Genomic DNA, 16723 nt, shown 5'->3' on the forward strand with positions numbered 1-16723 from the left:
CAGCGGCGTCAGCGGCGTCAGCGGCGTCAGCGGCGTCAGCGGCGTCAGCGGCGTCAGCGGCGTCAGCGGCGTCAGCGGCGTCAGCGGCGTCAGCGGCGTCAGCGGCGTCAGTAAAAAAAGCCATCCTCCGGCGGCCTCAGGGCAGCCGGAAAGATGGCTTTTTTTATGGTCCGGCAGGTGTCGCCGGCCGGCAGCGTGAGCCAGGTCAGCTTTAGTGACCGACACCACATTCCGACACATTTGTCAGATTTAACTTATGGAAAAGGTGCCTACCGGAACTCCGCGGTTCCAATATACGGCACCCCGGTTCATTTATTCGGGGAAATCCCTCCGCCGTTCCACCAGAGGCCAAAAAGCATGTCCGCCCATTCCTCGGTCGGCACATTCAGCCAATTCGGCGTATCGATCGCATGGAAAAAAACCGCCGTGATCACCGGAAGAGGAATATCCGCCCGCAGCGCGCCCGCTTCCTGAGCCTTTTGGAACAGTGCGGTCAGCTTTTTTTTCAAATCCGCATGGCCTTCATTTAAAAATTCGAGATCCCGTTTCGCTTTGTCCGAGGCACTTTCATCGATTTTGGGGGCCGCCAGCATCAGCGTATGGAAGTTCGACAGCTCCAGAAAAATAAGCAGCACTTTTTTTATGGCCGCTACCGGTTCGAGATGCTCGATCCCTTCGCAGGCCTCGATTGTCTGCTCCATCGTTCTGCGCATGCAGGCCGCGACTATCTCTTCCTTGTTGGCGTAATATTCGTAGATGGTGCTTCTTGCGCCCGACAGCGTTTCGGACAAGGCTTTCAGGTGAAAACCGTCGTACCCGCGCTCCATCAGTAAGCGCTCGGTCGCGTCCAGCAGCTCCGATTTAGTAAACGCCCGTTGTCTCGCCATAACCCTCTTCCCCTTCCTCCCCCTATCTTATCACCGTGCGGTTAGACAGACAAACCCCGCTGGAAAGCCCGGACGCAGCCATCGAAAAAATCAAAACTGATTTATCAGCAAACAAAAAGACGATCGGCCCCTATCTTAAAGAACCGATCGCCCCGCATGTAACGGCAGGCTGCTCGAAATTATTGTTCCGTTCCAAATACATTGATGCGCCTAAGCAATTTGTGTCCATTGTCATGAATAATAATATTGCCTTGACTGTCTATGGCAAAGTCTACAGGAATAGAATCATCGAAAAATTCCATTTCTAAAGTTCCCACAGCAACCTCCCCACCCGGTCCACGCGGGCCAAACGGAGTATAAGGCAAATCCTCAAAATTAAAGTTACTCGTCGCGAGACGATCGTAGGTTTTGGTTTTAGGCTCATACAAGCCACTATTGTATCGAAGCTCGCTTAATTTCACGTAATCCTCGACTTTACCGGTGACATCGATTTTATAGAATCCCTTTATATCAGCCGCATAAAAAAATTCGCCTTTGGAGGCGGCTGCACCGATCTTCTCCATCTTTATTTTGGCAACCTCGATAAGACGTCCGTCTTCCCGCAGCATATGAATGGTTTTATTTACGTAATCCATTAAATAAATCTTGTTGTCCTTAATGAGCGAAACAAGCTTGGGCTTCTTTTCAGCTGCTATAACCGCTTTTAGAGATCGTTCTTTTCCCGCTTCTACCGAATAAATACTTCCAAAGAATGTATTACTGAAGATTAAGTTTACGCCATCCAACGTTGTCATGATGTCATTTTCTTCGTCGAACAAGGTTTCATCGGCATTATAAGTAATCAATTTTACCTCGGGAAGAACTTCATAAATAACTATTTTAATATCTTTCTTATCTACACTGGCCAACATATACAGTTTGTCGCGCTTCTCATCGTAAAAAATTTTCTCGGGCGCCAGATCTCTATAGGACAGACTTTGAACCTGATTTTTTTTATCCAAATACTCGATATCAAACTTTTCGTTTAAATTCAACACTTGTTCCAACTTTCTGTTATCTCCCGTCTTTTGGTTATACTTGGAGATAACATACTCGTGCTTGATTTGGCGTTTCGCATCGTAGTCAATCATATAAATATCGTCGTTAGAATCGGTCACAAAGCTGGATACAAAGCGTGTTTTGGCACTCTTGCACTCTAAAAATTTAATACATATCTTTGTATAAGATTTCCCTATCTTAAGAGAGAGATTATCGACGGTCGGATGCTCCAGTTTTTTCTTTGGAGCTTCTTTTTCAGGGACTGGAGGAACCGGTTTAGTCTCTTCTTTAGGTACGATAGTGATCACCTTGGAAACATTGTCGTAAGCAACGTTGCGGTTCAAACTCTCGGCGATAAAGCGCAGAGGCACCAGAGTTGTCTCATTTACGATTGCAGCCGGCTGGTCCAGAACCGTCGGAACTCCGTTTACGTCGGCTTCGGGGTGTCCGACCGACAACGTGACGGTGCGATCGTTACCTTTAAGTGTAACCGTCTGTGTGGAATTTTCCCAAGTCACTTCGGCTCCCAGCAGTTCTCCGAGAAACCGAAACGGAACCATGCTGGTATCTTTAATCAATACAGGCGCTGCAGGCATAACAGTTTTCTGCCCGTCAACATCCGCTTGCGGATTCCCAATCGTCAGCGTAATAATCCGGTTCGTCTCCGCAGACTCCGCCGACGCATGACCCTGGTATTGAAAACATATAGTTACTCCAAATAATAATAGGGATAGCTTTAATAACTTTCTTATTAGCATATATTTCCTCCTGATTTGTATTATTATTAGTATAATATTTTTGTTCCTTCCTGTATCTACCTAATTTGAGCTTTATAAGTCTTATTTCACCACAAAAAAACAAGAAAGATCCCGAATCTTATCGGACCTTTCTTGTTTATATTCGCAGCAGCCAAGCTTACACATTCCCCACCGATTCGCCCTTCACCAGCGTAACGTAGATCCGTTCATGCTCGACCGTCTCTCCGGCAATCAGCTTCAAAAGCTGTTCCGCCGCCAGCGCGCCCCACTTGTGCTTGGAATAGTCGATCGTTGCCAGCCTCGGGCTTACGTAAGCCGACAACTCGATATTATCGAAGCCGATAATATGGATGTGCTCGCCGATGCGGTAGTCCGATTCCGCCACGGTGTTATAGATACCGACCGCCATCTCGTCATTGAGACAAAGAACGGCGGCCGGCTCCGTATACTCGTCCATAATGCGCCGTGCGGCTTTCTCCCCCGATTGTTTATCGAAGTTGCCCGACAGCTCGATACAATCCACATCCTTGTAGCGCCCTACGGTTTGCCGGACGGCATGTAAGCGCTTGTCGGAATCGTAAGAATCTTGCGGCCCCGATATTACATACAGCTTACGATGCCCTTTTTCCAGGACGTAATCGGCAGCTAGATTGGCCCCCGCCTTGTTGTCCAGAAGCACCTGATTGATGTTCGGGTGAATCAGCTCGCGGTCGAGCACGACGATTTTATGCCCCCGGTCCGCATGCTGTAGCAGTTCTTCGTTGGTAAAAGCGGCATCCAGAATTATGGCCCCGTCGATCATCCGTTCCGGCAGGAAGCGGTGGGATTGGGTCCCGCTGCAGACGATAAGCTCGTAATCGTGCCCGTTTAAATACTCCTTGATTCCCTGCAAAAGATGTCCGTAGAAAGGTCCGCTGAAATCGGTCAGAAAAACGCCGATAATTTTACTTTCCCGCTTTTTTAGCGTACGGGCTGCCGCATTCGGGGTGTAGTTCAGTTCCTTGGCGATCGCCAAAATCCGGGCGCACGTCTCATCGGTTACCTTGGGGCTGCCGTTCAGCGCGTAAGATACCGTCGAAATGGACACGCCGGCTTTTTTTGCGATATCTTTAATGCTTACCACTATTCTCGCTCCTAACCTTGTCGCATTCGCTGTCTTCTCTGGTCTCGTTTAGCCTGCTCACACTCCGTACTCACGCTTCTATTTATTTACTATACCATTAAATGAACCGGTAAAAGAGATGCAAAAGGGCGATCCGTGAAGATCGCCTTTCGCCCTGCCTCTAGCTATAAATCTCGATCACGTTCGGGTCTTCCGCCGTCAGGCTTTCCAACTGCTCCCCGCTCAGACGGAGTCCCCCCGTCCGGTAACGGTTGTGCAGTCTCTCGGCAGCCGCTTCCCGGCCGTTTATCGTGACGCGGGAAACTTCACGGCCGCTCAGATGGTACACGAAAGTAACCGGCCGTTCCAAAATGCGGAACCGGAAGCAGAGACCGTCCAGCTCCTCGCCCAGAACGGGGTCCACGACGAGACTTCCGGCGTCCATCCGGATGCCGAGACCGTTCGAGATGAGCTGGTTCATGTAAATTCCCGGGCCGCTGGAGTAAATTCTCCAGCCTCCTTTGACCGGCACGCTGCCGTCGCGCAGCTCATTAAAGCGCTCCTGCGCCTCGTAGCGGGTGTGGAACTTCCCGTCGGAGCTGCTGAAGTACGCGTTGCTCTGACGAAGCTCCGCATTCGGTACCACGTCCTGCAGACGGACGGGATTGATCATCTGGAGCCCGCGCCATACTTCGCCGGTCTTGCCCAGCTTCGCCATCGCTTCGACGAAGCGGATATGGGCATGCACGTACTGGAGGCCGACTTCACGGCCGAAGTTCGCGGCCTGTTCCGCACGCTTGAAGTTCGTGCTGACGCCCCCCGCGTAATTCGCGGGCCGGTTCATGAGCCGGACGCCGTCCGGACAGTACATTTCCGCTTTGATAAGGCGGTAATGGGCTTCCGCCTGCTCTGGCGTCAGCAGCTCGCTGATCATGCTGCGCGTCATCGGCAGCAGCCGGTAAGTGATCCCCGTCTTCGTATCTTCCGGATGGAGCATCTTCTCGGCTTTGCCGGGCTCCTCCATGTACAAGAAGCCGGGGATCACGGACGTTTCGGACGGCAGCATATAGCGCATGTAATCGGCCTGGATGCCGTCCGCCATGCCGCGCAGCTCCGCCGCCAGCGCATTGTGGCTGTCCGCCAGTACGGCAGACAGCTGGCGGAAGACCTGGTAGGTCAGCGATACGGTCCAGGAGCTGGCCATAAACTGCTTCAGCTGGGCGTTAGCCGGCTGAAGGGTGTCGTCCCAGTCTCCGTCCCCGTAGGAGGACAGATGGGTGTCGTGCAGGAAATGGCTGCGGATGTAGCCGATTTCCTTGACGGCATGCTCCAGCAGGGAAGCGGTCTCTTCCGTAAAGTTCCCTCCGTGGCGCCGCGTATACGGAAGCTGCTCGTCCAGGACGGAGTAATCCCCGGTGGCGCTCAAATAATCGGCGAGCACCTTCAGAGGCCAGACAATGACGTCCCCGTGACTTTCTTCCTGCTGAATGCGGGAATACCGGTCGAACATGAACCACTGCGGCCAGCTGCCGTCGTCTTCGAATTGATGCGAGAACACCGTCCGGAGAATGTCCCGGACTTCGCCGTATTTCCCCGTCGCCAGGAAATATTCGGACGGTCCCTGGCATACGTCACGCGTTCCCCAGGCGGCTCCGCCGTACTGTTCCAGGCCGTGCGGAACGGAGTAATGAACGAGCATATTGTGGGTGTACCACCAGGCCAGCACGTTCATTTTCGCGAGCTCCGGATCGTTCTCGCCGCCAGCCCGGTACAGTTGGAAGCCGTTCATGACAGAGCCAAGGAACGCACGGTAACGCTCCGCTTCCAGATCCGCTTCCCGATCCGTGAACGGCGTCTCTTCCCCGCGCAGCAGACCTTGAACGGCCATGCTCCAGGAGGAGCTTTCCCCCAGTTCCAGCACGGCCAGGGAAGCGGAACCCGCCTCTGCCTTCGGCGCAAGACGCGTTTCGTCCGTCAACCGGAGCGAAGCTCCCGTGACCTGCATGCGATAGGTAAGATCCGGCCACACCTGGGCACTGTCCGAGGCCCCATCCGCCGTGAACACGAGCGTTTGGCCGTCTTCTTGTACCGAGAGATGAAACGGAGTTTCATATTCATTGTTATTCATCGAAACCTGATGGGTCACCAGGTAACGGTAGGTTTTGCCCCGGACGGAACGGAGCTGGAGACGAATTTCCGGCGCATCCGCCGCCGTAAAGCCGGTTACGATGACCGTGTCATCGGCCAGTTTATAAAACCAGCGGGTATAGTTGAACCCGATTTCGAACAGCGACGGCATCGTCAGCAGACGGTATTTCCCTCCGGTTTCGATATAAATGCGCTGCCCCGATGTTTTGGAGACGTTGAGGGCGCTGCGGGCGTTCGTCAGCATTTTGTTAAACGACGTATTGCCCACGGTCAGCTGGGAATTGAACAAGCCGTACATGTAAGCGGTTGATGTCAAAACGGATTCCTGGAGACGGGCGTTATCCCCGCTCATCAGAATATGGCCGTGCGGACGCTCGACGCGGAGCTCCTTGGCTTTCAGCACGACATGCTCGTTTGTCTCCGTGAAAAAGGAAAGCAGCTCGCCCTCCAGCGATTCTTCCAGACGACGATCGGGAAAATACCCGGCCACTTCATCCGCAGTCATCGTCAATCCGGTGAGCGGCGCTCCGATATCGCCCGCCAAACGCACCGGCTCCAGAGCTTTGGAGTCGCTTACGCTGCCGCTATCGCCGCCGGTACCCGCGTTCAAAGTCTCGGCCTGCTCCCAGGCGGCGGAAACTTCCGCACCGAACTCAAGAGCGGCAACGGCTTCGGGATGGTTCTCTTTGAACAGTCCGTAAAAAACAAACCGGACCGGCTCCGCTCCCGGAATGACCCGGCCGGATTGCAGCGCCGTGTAGGCAAACTCGTACTGGTAAATCTCGTTAGCCAGATGAGGACGGGTTAAAGCTTCCGGCCGGTCCGTTTCTTTATAGGAAAGCCCGTAAAATTGGAAGCCGTCGGTGGAGTATCCTTCCGCTCCCGTCAGCGATCCCTGCTGCACATACGGAAAAGCGCCGCCCTGCGGCTGGTTCTGTCTGGAACAGACGACATACCCGCGTTTTTCGTCTTGGAAAACACTGTGGTCGATATATTGGGACATGTACGCTTCGTTGCTCCGTACCGCTCCTTTATCCGCGAGACCGAGATCCTGGCCGTACAGGATATCAACCGGGGTATCACCGGCGCCTCCCGTCAGTTTCACGTCCCAAAACCAGATATTTTGCGGAGTCAGCGTAAACGTTACTTCGTAGGAAATGCCTTCAACTTCTCCGTTCCAAACTATGCCGGAGCCCTTCCGGCTTATAAGGCTGGCAGAGCGGACTCCAAGCAGGGGAAATGCCTGAATGCCTTCTTCACGATGCAGACGCAGATACAGGTTGTTCATGGAGCCGTCCAGCGGATTTCCGATCCACTGGTTGATCAGGGTCGAACCGGAGACAACTTCCGCAATATCCCCGCTGTTCAAGAAGGAAAATTGCAGGCTGCCCGATTTCAGTTGTAACGACCGATCCTTCAACTGGGTCATGACGATGTTCACTCGCTTTCTTTACTTCGTTAGTCGGAACCGGAGCTCTGCGGTATCACGGCTGTTCGGGCCGACGAAGACGGCAAACTCTCCCGGATCGCTTGCAAAACTCAGGTCGGAATGATGGTAACGGAGCTGTTCTTCGGTCAAGTCGAACTGAACCTCGGCCGTTTCGCCCGGCTTCAGGAATAATTTCCGGTACGCCTTCAATTCCTTGACCGGACGGACAACCTCGCCTGCCATGTCACGTATATACAGCTGGACGACTTCTTCTCCTGCGGTTTCTCCCGTATTGGTCACGTTCACCCGTACCGTCAGCGGCTTCTCCGCCGTCATGATTGCCGAGTCCAGTGTAGGAGTTTCGTAAGCAAAGGTCGTGTAGCTTAAACCGAACCCGAAAGGAAGCAGAGGCTCATTGGGAATATCCAGATATTTGGAAACGTAATGTTCCTGGGCGTCCTGCGCATCCTTGGGCCGTCCCGTATTAAAGTGATTGTAATAAACCGGGATCTGCCCGACGCTGTGCGGGAAGCTCATGGACAGCCGTCCCGACGGGTTCGCCCGGCCGAAGAGCAGATCGGCGACCGCCGCACCGCCTTCGGTGCCCGGGAACCAGGCTTCCAGCACGGCGTCCGCTTGATCGAACAGGCCGTGCAGGTCGAGCGGCCGGCCGTTGAACAGCACGGCCGCCATCGGCTTGCCGAGCGTCCGCAGCTCGGCGACAAGCCTCAGCTGCGCTTCCGGCAGCCGGATATCTCCGCGGCTGCACGCCTCGCCGCTCATCCCGGAGTGCTCGCCCAGCGCCAGCACGATCACATCGGCGCCACGCGCCGCTTCCAGCGCGGCCGCGGTTTGCTCCGGCGTGCCGCTGTCGATGCCGCAGCCTCCCGCAACGGCGATCCGGGACGGATCGGTGTGCGCCGCAAGGCCTGCGGCCAGCGGCACCGCTTCGTCCTGCGAGCCGAGCCACGACCACGGCCCGAGGATGTCGCCGCTCTTGGCGAACGGGCCGATCAGGGCGATGCTGCGGTCCGGCTTCAGCGGCAGGACGCCTTCGTTCTTGAGCAGAACGCACGACTTCTGCGCCAGTTCTCTTGCCGCGCTGCGGTGTTCTTCGCAGAGCACCACTTCCCGCTCGCGCTCTTCATCCGCACCGCGGTACGGATCGTCGAACAAGCCGAGCTTCTGTTTAAGCCGCAGGATGCGGAGCACGCCTTCGTCGATGAGCGCTTCATCGACTTCGCCCGCAGCGACAAGCGCCGGGAGATGATGCACGTAGCACGCGGTCATCATCTCGATATCGACGCCCGCCTCGATCGCCCGGCGGGCGGCTTCGGCTTCATCCGCTGCGGTTCCGTGCGGAATGAGTTCCTTGACGGCTCCCCAGTCGGAGATCAGGACGCCTTCGAAGTTCCATTCCCCGCGCAGCAGGTCGCGCATGAGGCGTTTGTTGCCGCTGGCCGGAATGCCGTCCACGGTATTGAAGGACGTCATGACCATCTCGCAGCCTTCCTCCAGAGCGGCCTTGTAAGCCGGCAGGTACTGCTCCCGGAGCTGGCGTTCCGACATGTCCACCGTGTTGTAGTCGCGGCCGCCTTCTCCCGCGCCGTATGCGGCGAAATGCTTGACGCAGGCCGCCACACGCTCCTTGTCACCGGTCAGGTCCGCGCCCTGGAATCCGCGCACGAAAGCCCGCGCGTATTCCCCGTTCAGGTACGGATCTTCGCCCGTCGACTCCATCACACGTCCCCAGCGGGGATCGCGCACCAGGTCGGCCATCGGGGCGAAGGTCACGTGCACGCCGGATACGGCGGCTTCTCTTGCCGCGATTTCCGCGCTTTTCTCGGCCAGCTCCATATCCCACGAGCAGCCGGTCGCCAGCGGTACCGGGAAGATCGTCCGGTATCCGTGCACGACGTCCGCCATAAACAGCAGCGGAATCGCGGTCGGTCTGCCGTGCAGGTGAGCGCTCTGAACGGCCTTGACCTGCCCGGCACCGGCTACGCCCAGGACAGAGCCCGCATGGGCCGTCATCTCGCCGGTAATGCCCATGGATGCCATGGGACCGGTAATCTGCCCGTCCGCCCCCTCAAAAAAAGGACCCGCCAGCTGCAGCAGCTGAGCGATTTTTTCCTCCAGCGTCATTTCCTTTATCCTAGCCAGCAGCTCTTGTTCCGTCATTCCGCCGCCTCCTCGCGCAGGTTTTTGTCTTGCTTTTTCTTATAGAAATCTCGGTGGGCCCGAGTGCCGATGCACTCCGTAAAATACTTACATGGAATGGCAAGTGAAACGTTTCGATTTTGTTTGATTTGAATTATAACCCTCCTTTTCTAATGAAGTCAAACGGAATTTGTCAAAGAAATAGTGTTATGTAAGCGGTTTACGGTTTTTGAAAATAGAACTTGAATACGGTTCCAGGTTGTTTTATAATGATTTCGAAACGTTTCGATTGCTTTTCAACCAGCATTTAACCTTTTACGATTAAGGGTAAACTACCACAATAATAGGGATTCCTACGGGAGGCAAACAGTATGAAACGGAAAAATTGGGCGGCAGGAATTGCGGCTACGGTTCTTTTGACAAGCGTTCTTTCGGGTTGCGGAGGAAGCGGCAGCGATAAAGGCAGCGGAGAATCCGGAGGAAAGGTGACGCTGAATGTATGGGGAATGGGAGAAGAAGCGAAATCCCTGCCGAAGATCGCCGAGCAGTTCGAGAAGGATAATCCGAATATCAAGATCAACGTGCAGGCGCTGCCTTGGGCTTCGGCTCACGATAAACTGCTGACGGCGGTCGCTTCCAAGAAAGGTCCGGACGTTCTGCAAATGGGAACGACCTGGATTCCGGAATTCGCGGCGGCAGGCGCTTTGATGGACCTCAAACCGATGACGGACAAATATCCCGAAATCAAAGAAGACAACTTCTATCCGGGTTCGATCCAAACGACCCAATATGAAGATAAAACGGTAGGCGTACCGTGGTACATCGACACCCGTGTCCTCTACTACCGCACGGACCTTCTTAAAGAGGCGGGCTATAACGAGGCGCCGAAAACGTGGGAAGAGCTTCAGGACGCGGCCCAAAAGCTGGCCAAACGCGGCAGCGGCAAATACGGCATCTCGCTCGATCCGAAAGAGCAGTCCCTGACCTTCATGTTCGCCCGTCAGAACGGCTCCAAGCTGCTGGACGGCAAGCAGCCTTTGTTCGATCAGCCGCAGTTCGTTGAAGCCGTGGATTATCTCAACAGCTTCTTCAAGAACGGCTCGGCGCCGAAAGATCTAGGCATCGACGCTATACAGGGCTTGAGCGGCGACGGCATCGTGCCGATGTTCATCAGCGGCCCGTGGATGGTTAAGCTCATTAACGACAAGGCTCCCGAGCTGAAAGGCAAGTGGGCTACGGCGGTCCTTCCGAAGAAGGAGAACAACATTTCCGCGCTGGGCGGTTCCAACTTGTCGGTTTTCCAGCATACGGAGCATAAAGAAGAAGCGATGAAATTCCTTGCCTATATGAGCAAGCCGGAAACCCAGCTGAAATGGCTCGAAATGACACAGTCGATGCCTGCAGCCAAGAAAGCTTGGGAAGACCCTGTTCTGAAGGAAGATCCGAACTATAAAGTGATCGGCGAGCAGATGAAGGCTTCCGAGCCGATGCCGATGATCAAACCTTGGGAAGAAATCGCCCAGGCCTATCTGAAAAGCTTCGAACGCATCTACCGCGGTCAGGCGGAAGTAAAGCCGGAGCTGGATGCTTTCAACAAGCAGGCCCAGCAAATTTTGAACAAGTAACCGCACGGACGGAAAATAACCCGAAGCTGACCGGCCCGCAGGGGCCGGTCGGCTATTAACGGTCCATCCTTTTCCGGGCTGGACGACAGTGAAAGAAGGGACATGAGATGAAGGGCTTCAGCAACAGCAAAGCACCGTACTTTTTTATTGCGCCGACTCTGATCCTGCTTACGGTTTTCTCGCTGCTGCCGATCTTTATTGCGCTTATTATCAGTTTCACCGATATGGATCTCGCAGGTCTGGCCGATTACTCCAACATCAGTTTCATCGGCTTCAAAAACTATATCAGTGTCCTGCAGGACCCGATTTTTATTAAATCGATTACGAACACGCTTTTTTACGTGATCATCGGGGTTCCGTGCGTCGTTATTCTATCGCTTGGGATCGCGCTGCTGATCAATTACGGAGCCTCCCGTGTTTTCAAAGTATTCCGGGTCATTTACTACCTCCCTTCCGTTACCAACGTAGTCGCGGTAGCTGTCGTCTGGAGCTATTTGTACAACCCGGCGTTCGGTCTGTTCAACTACGTGCTGGAATCGGCCGGTTTCGATAAGGTTCCGTGGCTGACCGATCCTCTGATCGCGAAAATCTCTCTGATCCTCCTCGCCTTGTGGCGGGCCGTAGGTCTGAACATGATTATTTTCGTCGCCGCTCTCCAGGGCATTCCGAAAACGTACTACGAAGCCGCACAGCTCGACGGTGCCAGCACATGGAAGCAAATGACCCATATTACGGTTCCCATGCTGCGTTTCGCCATTTTCTTCGTGTCCATCACGACCATGATCGGCTGGCTGCAATTTTTCGAAGAGCCGTTCGTCATGACGCAAGGCGGACCGCTGGACGGCACTACGTCCGTGGCTCTGTTCATTTACAACAACGGCTTCAAGCTGAGCAACTTCGGTTACGCCGCGGCAGGTTCGTTTATCCTGTTCGTCGCCATCATTATTATTACGCTCATTCAATTCCGGCTTCAGAATAAAGATACGGACATGTAAAAAGAACGGAGGAAAAGCTTATGGCTGCAAAAGCTGCAAAATTACGTCCGGCTGGCGCAGGGACATCGGGATCAAGCCCCTTTTTCCAAGGTCTCGTGTTTGTCCTGCTGGCCTTGGGCGGCATCGTCTTCCTCATTCCGTTCGTTTGGATGATTCTGTCGGCGTTCAAACCGGAAAGTGAAGTGCTGCGTATCCCGCCCACCCTGTTTCCCGAGACGTTTACGATGGAAAATTTCAAAAACCTGTTCGAACGAATGAACTTCGGCGTCTACCTGAAAAACACCCTGATCGTCGTGCTGTTTTCCTTCGTCGGCCTGTTTCTGAACGCGATGGCGGGCTTCGGCTTCGCCAAATACCGCTTCAAGGGACGCGAGGGCCTTTTCTACCTCGTGCTCGCCACGATGATGATCCCCGGACAGGTCACGATGATTCCCGTGTACCTGATCCTGAACTCCATCGAGCTGACGAACACGCTGGTCGGCGTCGTGCTGCCCGGCCTCGTCGGAGCTTTCGGCGTCTTCCTGTTCCGCCAGTTCATGTCCACGATTCCGGACGAACTGCTGGAAGCGACCCGGCTCGACGGCGCCAGCGAGCTGCGCACCTTCGCTCAGATCGTGCTGCCGATCTCCAAGCCGATCCTGTCGGTGCAGGCGATCCTGACCTTTATCGCGGGCTGGAACAGCTTCCTCTGGCCGCTCATTATCGCCAACGACGAGAAGCTGTACACGCTGTCCGTCGGCTTGTCGCTGCTGAAAGGCCAGTATGACAGCAACTTCGCCTTGCAGATGGCCGGTTCGGCCTTTATGGTCGTGCCGATTCTGATCATCTTCGCGATCTTCCAGAAGTACATCATCGACAACTATTCGATTTCGGGGATGAAATAAGCGGTGCGATTGGAATTGTAAACACATAGGTTCGAGGATATAGCCGGTGCTGGGAACAGTACCGGCTTTTTGTTTTTCCATTTTCTGTATGGGTGATGTACAATTAGATGTGACTCTTTATCGGAAAGCGAGAGCACAAATGAAATTAATTAAATGGAGCATCTTATCCCTCTTTTTATTGGTCATATCCTGTTCAACTGAAGAGAAGCAACCTCTTAAAATTGAAAAGAGGATAGAAGAGAACGAACTCACTCTTCTTTTAAAACAGGAAGTGGAAAAAAGCGAAGGGATCACCCTTGCAGAATTGGAACCTCAAGAGATTCAGCACGAAGGCGAAGATACGTTTGTTTATTTCTTTTTTATAAAGAACAATGAACTTTACGAAGGGCTGTCCTATCTCACGTTTAAGGATCAAACATGGAGAATTATCCGTACGGAAACAGCCCGCTCAATTACAGACATGGAGATAACCAATTTTCAGATGGGCGGAGAAACGGCAGGAGAAGCAAAAAGACCCTACTTCGTCATGGCGGGTTATTGCACTAATGATCAAATAATTGAAATGAAACTGACCGATTTTAATAATCATTTGTTCCATCTTAAACTGGATAAGGACAAAAGAACTTTTTTACAGATCAACATGGACAGCACAGTCGGGATCAAAGAGGTTCAAGGCGTTGACGCTACCGGCAAAGTCATTTACCGCAGAGGATAGTGAATCGTTACGGACCGCTGCAGCTTCAGAGCAGTAGAAGACGGCTTCTGATGACATTAACCGACAAAAAAAGGCCGATACCAGGGAACTTATGCCCGCGATACTGGCCTTTTTTCTTTTTTAATTAAGACGGTTAACGGATCGGCTTTCTTACCCTTACTTGCCGGATCGGAAGGTCAACACTGCGTGTCCAAACTCCTTCGCCAGCTCTCTTACATGGAGCTTTTACGAACAGAGATGCCCGAACCACTTCTGCTGCGATTCTGTACTGTCTCCTGCTCTTCCTGCTTCTCATCTTTCTGCTTCATTTCCCGCTCCAGCAGCAGGAGGACGTACATCGCAAGCGTCATGAGCAGCCCGATCACCGCATGCCCTTGAAGAGGCAGTTGAACAGGAGCGTGAAACATCGCGCTCAACCAGGCCGTACCGGCCGCCGTCAACAGAGCGTTCAGCAGTCCGCAGCTTATCCGGAGAACGGCTTCCTCCCCATACACCGCCCTCTTGATCAGAGGGCTTAGAAGCACCGTGATTCCGATCGATACGGAACCGTACCAGGCGAGAGCTTCTTTGGATTCGGGCAAGCCCAGCACCGGAAACGATTTGGCCAAGATGGCCCCGACAAACAGGAACTTGCCCAGCAAGACCCCTACCGACAGAAGAGCGATCCCTGCCGCCTTTGCGGTCTCCGTAAGCGGATTCGGTTCTGCTCCCTGCAGCCTTCCTTTTTTCCAGCCTTCCGCCAGCTCGCACATCATGACCAACACAACGGCCGCCCCTATCCAAATCAAAGCACCGGCGGGTATCTCCCCGCGAATCAAACTCACAAAAAAAGCCCCTGCCGTTCCTAACGCTGCACTTAACATGCTTCATTCCCCCTCAAACTATAACCGGATCATATCGGATGAAATCAGTATACCAGGACAGGCAGGATGAGTTTTGACCGTTCTTGCTTTTTGGGGGTTCCCCTTGTCTAACGAAAGCCAAATCGGTATGACCGGCAGGCTGCCCCTTCACCTTGGCAGTCCTATTTCGTCACTTCCTCCACGTCCTTCGCGCTCACCTTTTCGCCGCCTTTATCGAAGCGCGCCACATATTTTACGTAGGTGTTCTTTTGTTTCTCCCCCTTGTCGTCCATCAGGTTCGCGTTAATCGTGACGCGTCCGTAATCGTACCCTCCGGCATCCAGAACGGCCGCGATCTCACCCGCCGCTTCGGCAACCTGCTCTTTGGAAGCGCCCGCCGCATCCGTCACCACGTGGATGTACAGCGGCTCATCCAGCTTCAGGGACGGGGTCCAGGCGGCATTCTCCGCCAGTTGTCCTTTGACGATCTCCAATTGGACGGTAACCTCCCTGACCGCAGGAACCCGCCGCACAAAAGCGGCCTGAAGCTCCGCCTCCGCTTCCCCGCTCAGCCGCATCATCAAAGCCATATCGAGGTTGGCGGACCGGATGCCGTCCACCTTCACCTGGGGAATCCAGCCTCCTACGGAAAATTCGTATTCCGGCGGCTCCCCTTTGTTCGCTTCCGCTCCGATTTCCTTCACCCGGTACTCGTAATTCTTGAATTTGAAGTTATAAAACCCTTTCTCAATTCTCAGCCGTTTCTCCGGATAACGCTCCGCCAGGAAGTGCTGCAACTCCCGTCCGGCCAGCCATTTGCTGAGCGGATTCCCGTTCAGCGAGTTATACAGCGAACCGACAAACAAGGCAAGCAGCACCAGCAGGGCGATGTATAGACTCTTTCTCTTCTTCCGTGTCTTCATTCGGATTCTTCCCCCGTTTTTCTGATCTTAACTACCAACAGTCCCATCAAGCTCCCGATAAAAGCAAACAAGCAGTGAATGGAGGCTGTCACAACAGCTGCCAATAAAGGCGAAAAGACAAACATGCCCATTCCCCCGTCCCCCGAACCGTTTACGATCTCATAAATACTGTCTCCTATGGACCATAGAAAAACAGGCGCAAACGATAGAAAGAACACGATTTTTATCTGCTTATAAAACAGGTACGTTACAAAACCGAGCACGGCGTACCACAAAACAAACTCGAAGCTTTCGTTAAGCAGCGACGTGCGGATCGCCAGCACGAACGAAATCGCCATAAACAACAGCTGATACAAAGACAGCTTCCGGTTGATCTTCGCCATCATCTTCGCATAATCCTCGGCCGGCTCCGGCAGCTCCGGCTTGGGCAGGCTTTGTGCCGACAGGCGGACGAGCTTTGCGTAATCGGCGTCACCCGCGGTCTCCGATTCCAGCCACCTGGCCGTTTCTTCGCTCAGCAGGCCTTCCTCATAAAGCGGAAGCAGATCTTCAATGATATGCCGCACCGTATTTTTATCGTTCATAATATCCCTCCAGCTCTTTGTGCAGTTGGAGCTTGATCCGGTGGAATCTTACCCGGACGCTGTTTTCCGTCGCGCCGATCATCTGTCCGATCTCCCGGAAAGACAACTCGGCAACCATGCGCAGCGTGACGATTTCCTGGGAAACCTCATCCAGCCGGAAAATCCGTTCCAGCAAAATATCGCGGTCCTCGCGGTCCAGCACCTGCTTCTCCGGCGTGACGGATTCGCGGCTTTCCGCCGCAAGCTTCGCCGTCAGCTCCTGCCCGTATTTTTTGGACCGGTAGTATTTGCTCAGCTTATGCTTTGCGATTCCGAAGAGCCAGGTCCGGACGGTCGAATCTCCCCGGAAGGAGCCGTGCCCTTTGACCGCCTCGTAGAACACTTCCTGGGTCAGGTCTTCGGCCGCCTCTCTGCTTTGCGTTTTTACATAGAAAAATGCGTACATGTTTGGTTGAATCTCTCTGTAAAGCTCTTCAAGCCCCATGCGCCCTCCCTTATCCGAAGCCTCATCCGACGGGCATGCTTATGTCGTTCTTCTTATTTGTACCAGACAGCGTCATTTCGTTACAGGATTCCGGAATTTATTTTCATTTTTGCGCAAAAAAAAGCCCCGGGGTCCGAATCCGATAATCC

Annotated in this window: 14 protein-coding genes; 5 read left to right on the forward strand and 9 right to left on the reverse strand. The window is 53.8% G+C overall.

Translation table 11 applies throughout. The annotated features are described in order from the left end of the window. Nucleotides 1-199 (forward strand): hypothetical protein (locus tag AC58P5_RS26090; protein ID WP_497391827.1); only part of this gene is annotated, 199 nt, incomplete at its 5' end. Nucleotides 200-308: 109 nt separating this feature from the next. On the opposite strand, the gene AC58P5_RS26095 is transcribed toward AC58P5_RS26090, so the two are convergent. From AC58P5_RS26095 to bglX, 5 genes are all read right to left on the reverse strand, one after another. Continuing rightward, nucleotides 309-887 (reverse strand): TetR/AcrR family transcriptional regulator, encoded by a 579-nt coding sequence (locus AC58P5_RS26095; RefSeq protein ID WP_497391829.1) that lies wholly within the window; start codon nt 885-887, stop codon nt 309-311. Between the two features lie 179 nt (nt 888-1066). After that, entirely contained in the window at nt 1067-2683 is a 1617-nt protein-coding gene (locus AC58P5_RS26100) for a copper amine oxidase N-terminal domain-containing protein (protein WP_497391831.1), read from the reverse strand. Nucleotides 2684-2840: 157 nt separating this feature from the next. Next, the gene (locus AC58P5_RS26105) at nt 2841-3806 is read right to left on the reverse strand and encodes a LacI family DNA-binding transcriptional regulator (protein ID WP_497391833.1); all 966 of its coding nucleotides are present in this window, start codon (nt 3804-3806) and stop codon (nt 2841-2843) included. 160 nt (nt 3807-3966) lie between these two features. Continuing rightward, a complete protein-coding gene (locus AC58P5_RS26110) occupies nt 3967-7362 on the reverse strand; it encodes a GH36-type glycosyl hydrolase domain-containing protein (protein ID WP_497391988.1) in 3396 nt (1131 codons plus the stop codon). Between the two features lie 21 nt (nt 7363-7383). Then, the gene (bglX, locus tag AC58P5_RS26115) at nt 7384-9543 is read right to left on the reverse strand and encodes a beta-glucosidase BglX (RefSeq protein WP_497391835.1); all 2160 of its coding nucleotides are present in this window, start codon (nt 9541-9543) and stop codon (nt 7384-7386) included. Between the two features lie 350 nt (nt 9544-9893). Between bglX and AC58P5_RS26120 the strand changes: the two genes are divergently transcribed. The 4 genes from AC58P5_RS26120 (at nt 9894) to AC58P5_RS26135 (ending at nt 13741) form a co-directional block, all read left to right on the forward strand. Beyond that, on the forward strand, nt 9894-11147 hold the full coding sequence (locus tag AC58P5_RS26120; protein WP_497391837.1) for a sugar ABC transporter substrate-binding protein: 1254 nt from the start codon (nt 9894-9896) through the stop codon (nt 11145-11147). Between the two features lie 107 nt (nt 11148-11254). Continuing rightward, on the forward strand, nt 11255-12142 hold the full coding sequence (locus AC58P5_RS26125) for a carbohydrate ABC transporter permease (protein WP_497391839.1): 888 nt from the start codon (nt 11255-11257) through the stop codon (nt 12140-12142). Nucleotides 12143-12162: 20 nt separating this feature from the next. Next, the gene (locus AC58P5_RS26130) at nt 12163-13026 is read left to right on the forward strand and encodes a carbohydrate ABC transporter permease (RefSeq protein ID WP_009675348.1); all 864 of its coding nucleotides are present in this window, start codon (nt 12163-12165) and stop codon (nt 13024-13026) included. A 46-nt stretch (nt 13027-13072) separates the two neighbouring features. Then, a complete protein-coding gene (locus AC58P5_RS26135; protein ID WP_497391841.1) occupies nt 13073-13741 on the forward strand; it encodes a hypothetical protein in 669 nt (222 codons plus the stop codon). A 212-nt stretch (nt 13742-13953) separates the two neighbouring features. Here AC58P5_RS26135 and AC58P5_RS26140 read toward each other — a convergent pair whose 3' ends face one another. The 4 genes from AC58P5_RS26140 to AC58P5_RS26155 form a co-directional block, all read right to left on the reverse strand. Further along, entirely contained in the window at nt 13954-14565 is a 612-nt protein-coding gene (locus AC58P5_RS26140) for a hypothetical protein (RefSeq protein ID WP_497391843.1), read from the reverse strand. Between the two features lie 200 nt (nt 14566-14765). Then, on the reverse strand, nt 14766-15506 hold the full coding sequence (locus tag AC58P5_RS26145) for a YfjL-like protein (protein ID WP_497391845.1): 741 nt from the start codon (nt 15504-15506) through the stop codon (nt 14766-14768). Beyond that, complete coding sequence (locus AC58P5_RS26150; RefSeq protein ID WP_497391847.1) at nt 15503-16090, reverse strand: anti-sigma factor; 588 nt, start codon at nt 16088-16090, stop codon at nt 15503-15505. The genes AC58P5_RS26145 and AC58P5_RS26150 overlap by 4 nt, the downstream gene beginning before the upstream one ends. Beyond that, nucleotides 16080-16574, reverse strand: coding sequence for an RNA polymerase sigma factor (locus AC58P5_RS26155; RefSeq protein WP_497391849.1), 495 nt, complete (start codon nt 16572-16574; stop codon nt 16080-16082). Before AC58P5_RS26155 ends, AC58P5_RS26150 begins: the two co-directional genes overlap by 11 nt. Between the last annotated feature and the right edge of the window lie 149 nt (nt 16575-16723).

This window comes from Paenibacillus sp. JT31N7, from assembly GCF_059692095.1.

Excerpts from the sequence above, each read along its gene's own strand:
- AC58P5_RS26095 (WP_497391829.1), bottom strand. The coding sequence starts at position 887 with ATGGCGAGACAACGGGCGTTTACTAAATCGGAGCTGCTGGACGCGACC.
- AC58P5_RS26100 (WP_497391831.1), bottom strand. The coding sequence starts at position 2,683 with ATGCTAATAAGAAAGTTATTAAAGCTATCCCTATTATTATTTGGAGTA.
- AC58P5_RS26110 (WP_497391988.1), bottom strand. The coding sequence starts at position 7,362 with ATGACCCAGTTGAAGGATCGGTCGTTACAACTGAAATCGGGCAGCCTG.
- bglX (WP_497391835.1), bottom strand. The coding sequence starts at position 9,543 with ATGACGGAACAAGAGCTGCTGGCTAGGATAAAGGAAATGACGCTGGAG.
- AC58P5_RS26120 (WP_497391837.1), top strand. The coding sequence starts at position 9,894 with ATGAAACGGAAAAATTGGGCGGCAGGAATTGCGGCTACGGTTCTTTTG.
- AC58P5_RS26125 (WP_497391839.1), top strand. The coding sequence starts at position 11,255 with ATGAAGGGCTTCAGCAACAGCAAAGCACCGTACTTTTTTATTGCGCCG.
- AC58P5_RS26130 (WP_009675348.1), top strand. The coding sequence starts at position 12,163 with ATGGCTGCAAAAGCTGCAAAATTACGTCCGGCTGGCGCAGGGACATCG.
- AC58P5_RS26145 (WP_497391845.1), bottom strand. The coding sequence starts at position 15,506 with ATGAAGACACGGAAGAAGAGAAAGAGTCTATACATCGCCCTGCTGGTG.
- AC58P5_RS26150 (WP_497391847.1), bottom strand. The coding sequence starts at position 16,090 with ATGAACGATAAAAATACGGTGCGGCATATCATTGAAGATCTGCTTCCG.
- AC58P5_RS26155 (WP_497391849.1), bottom strand. The coding sequence starts at position 16,574 with ATGGGGCTTGAAGAGCTTTACAGAGAGATTCAACCAAACATGTACGCA.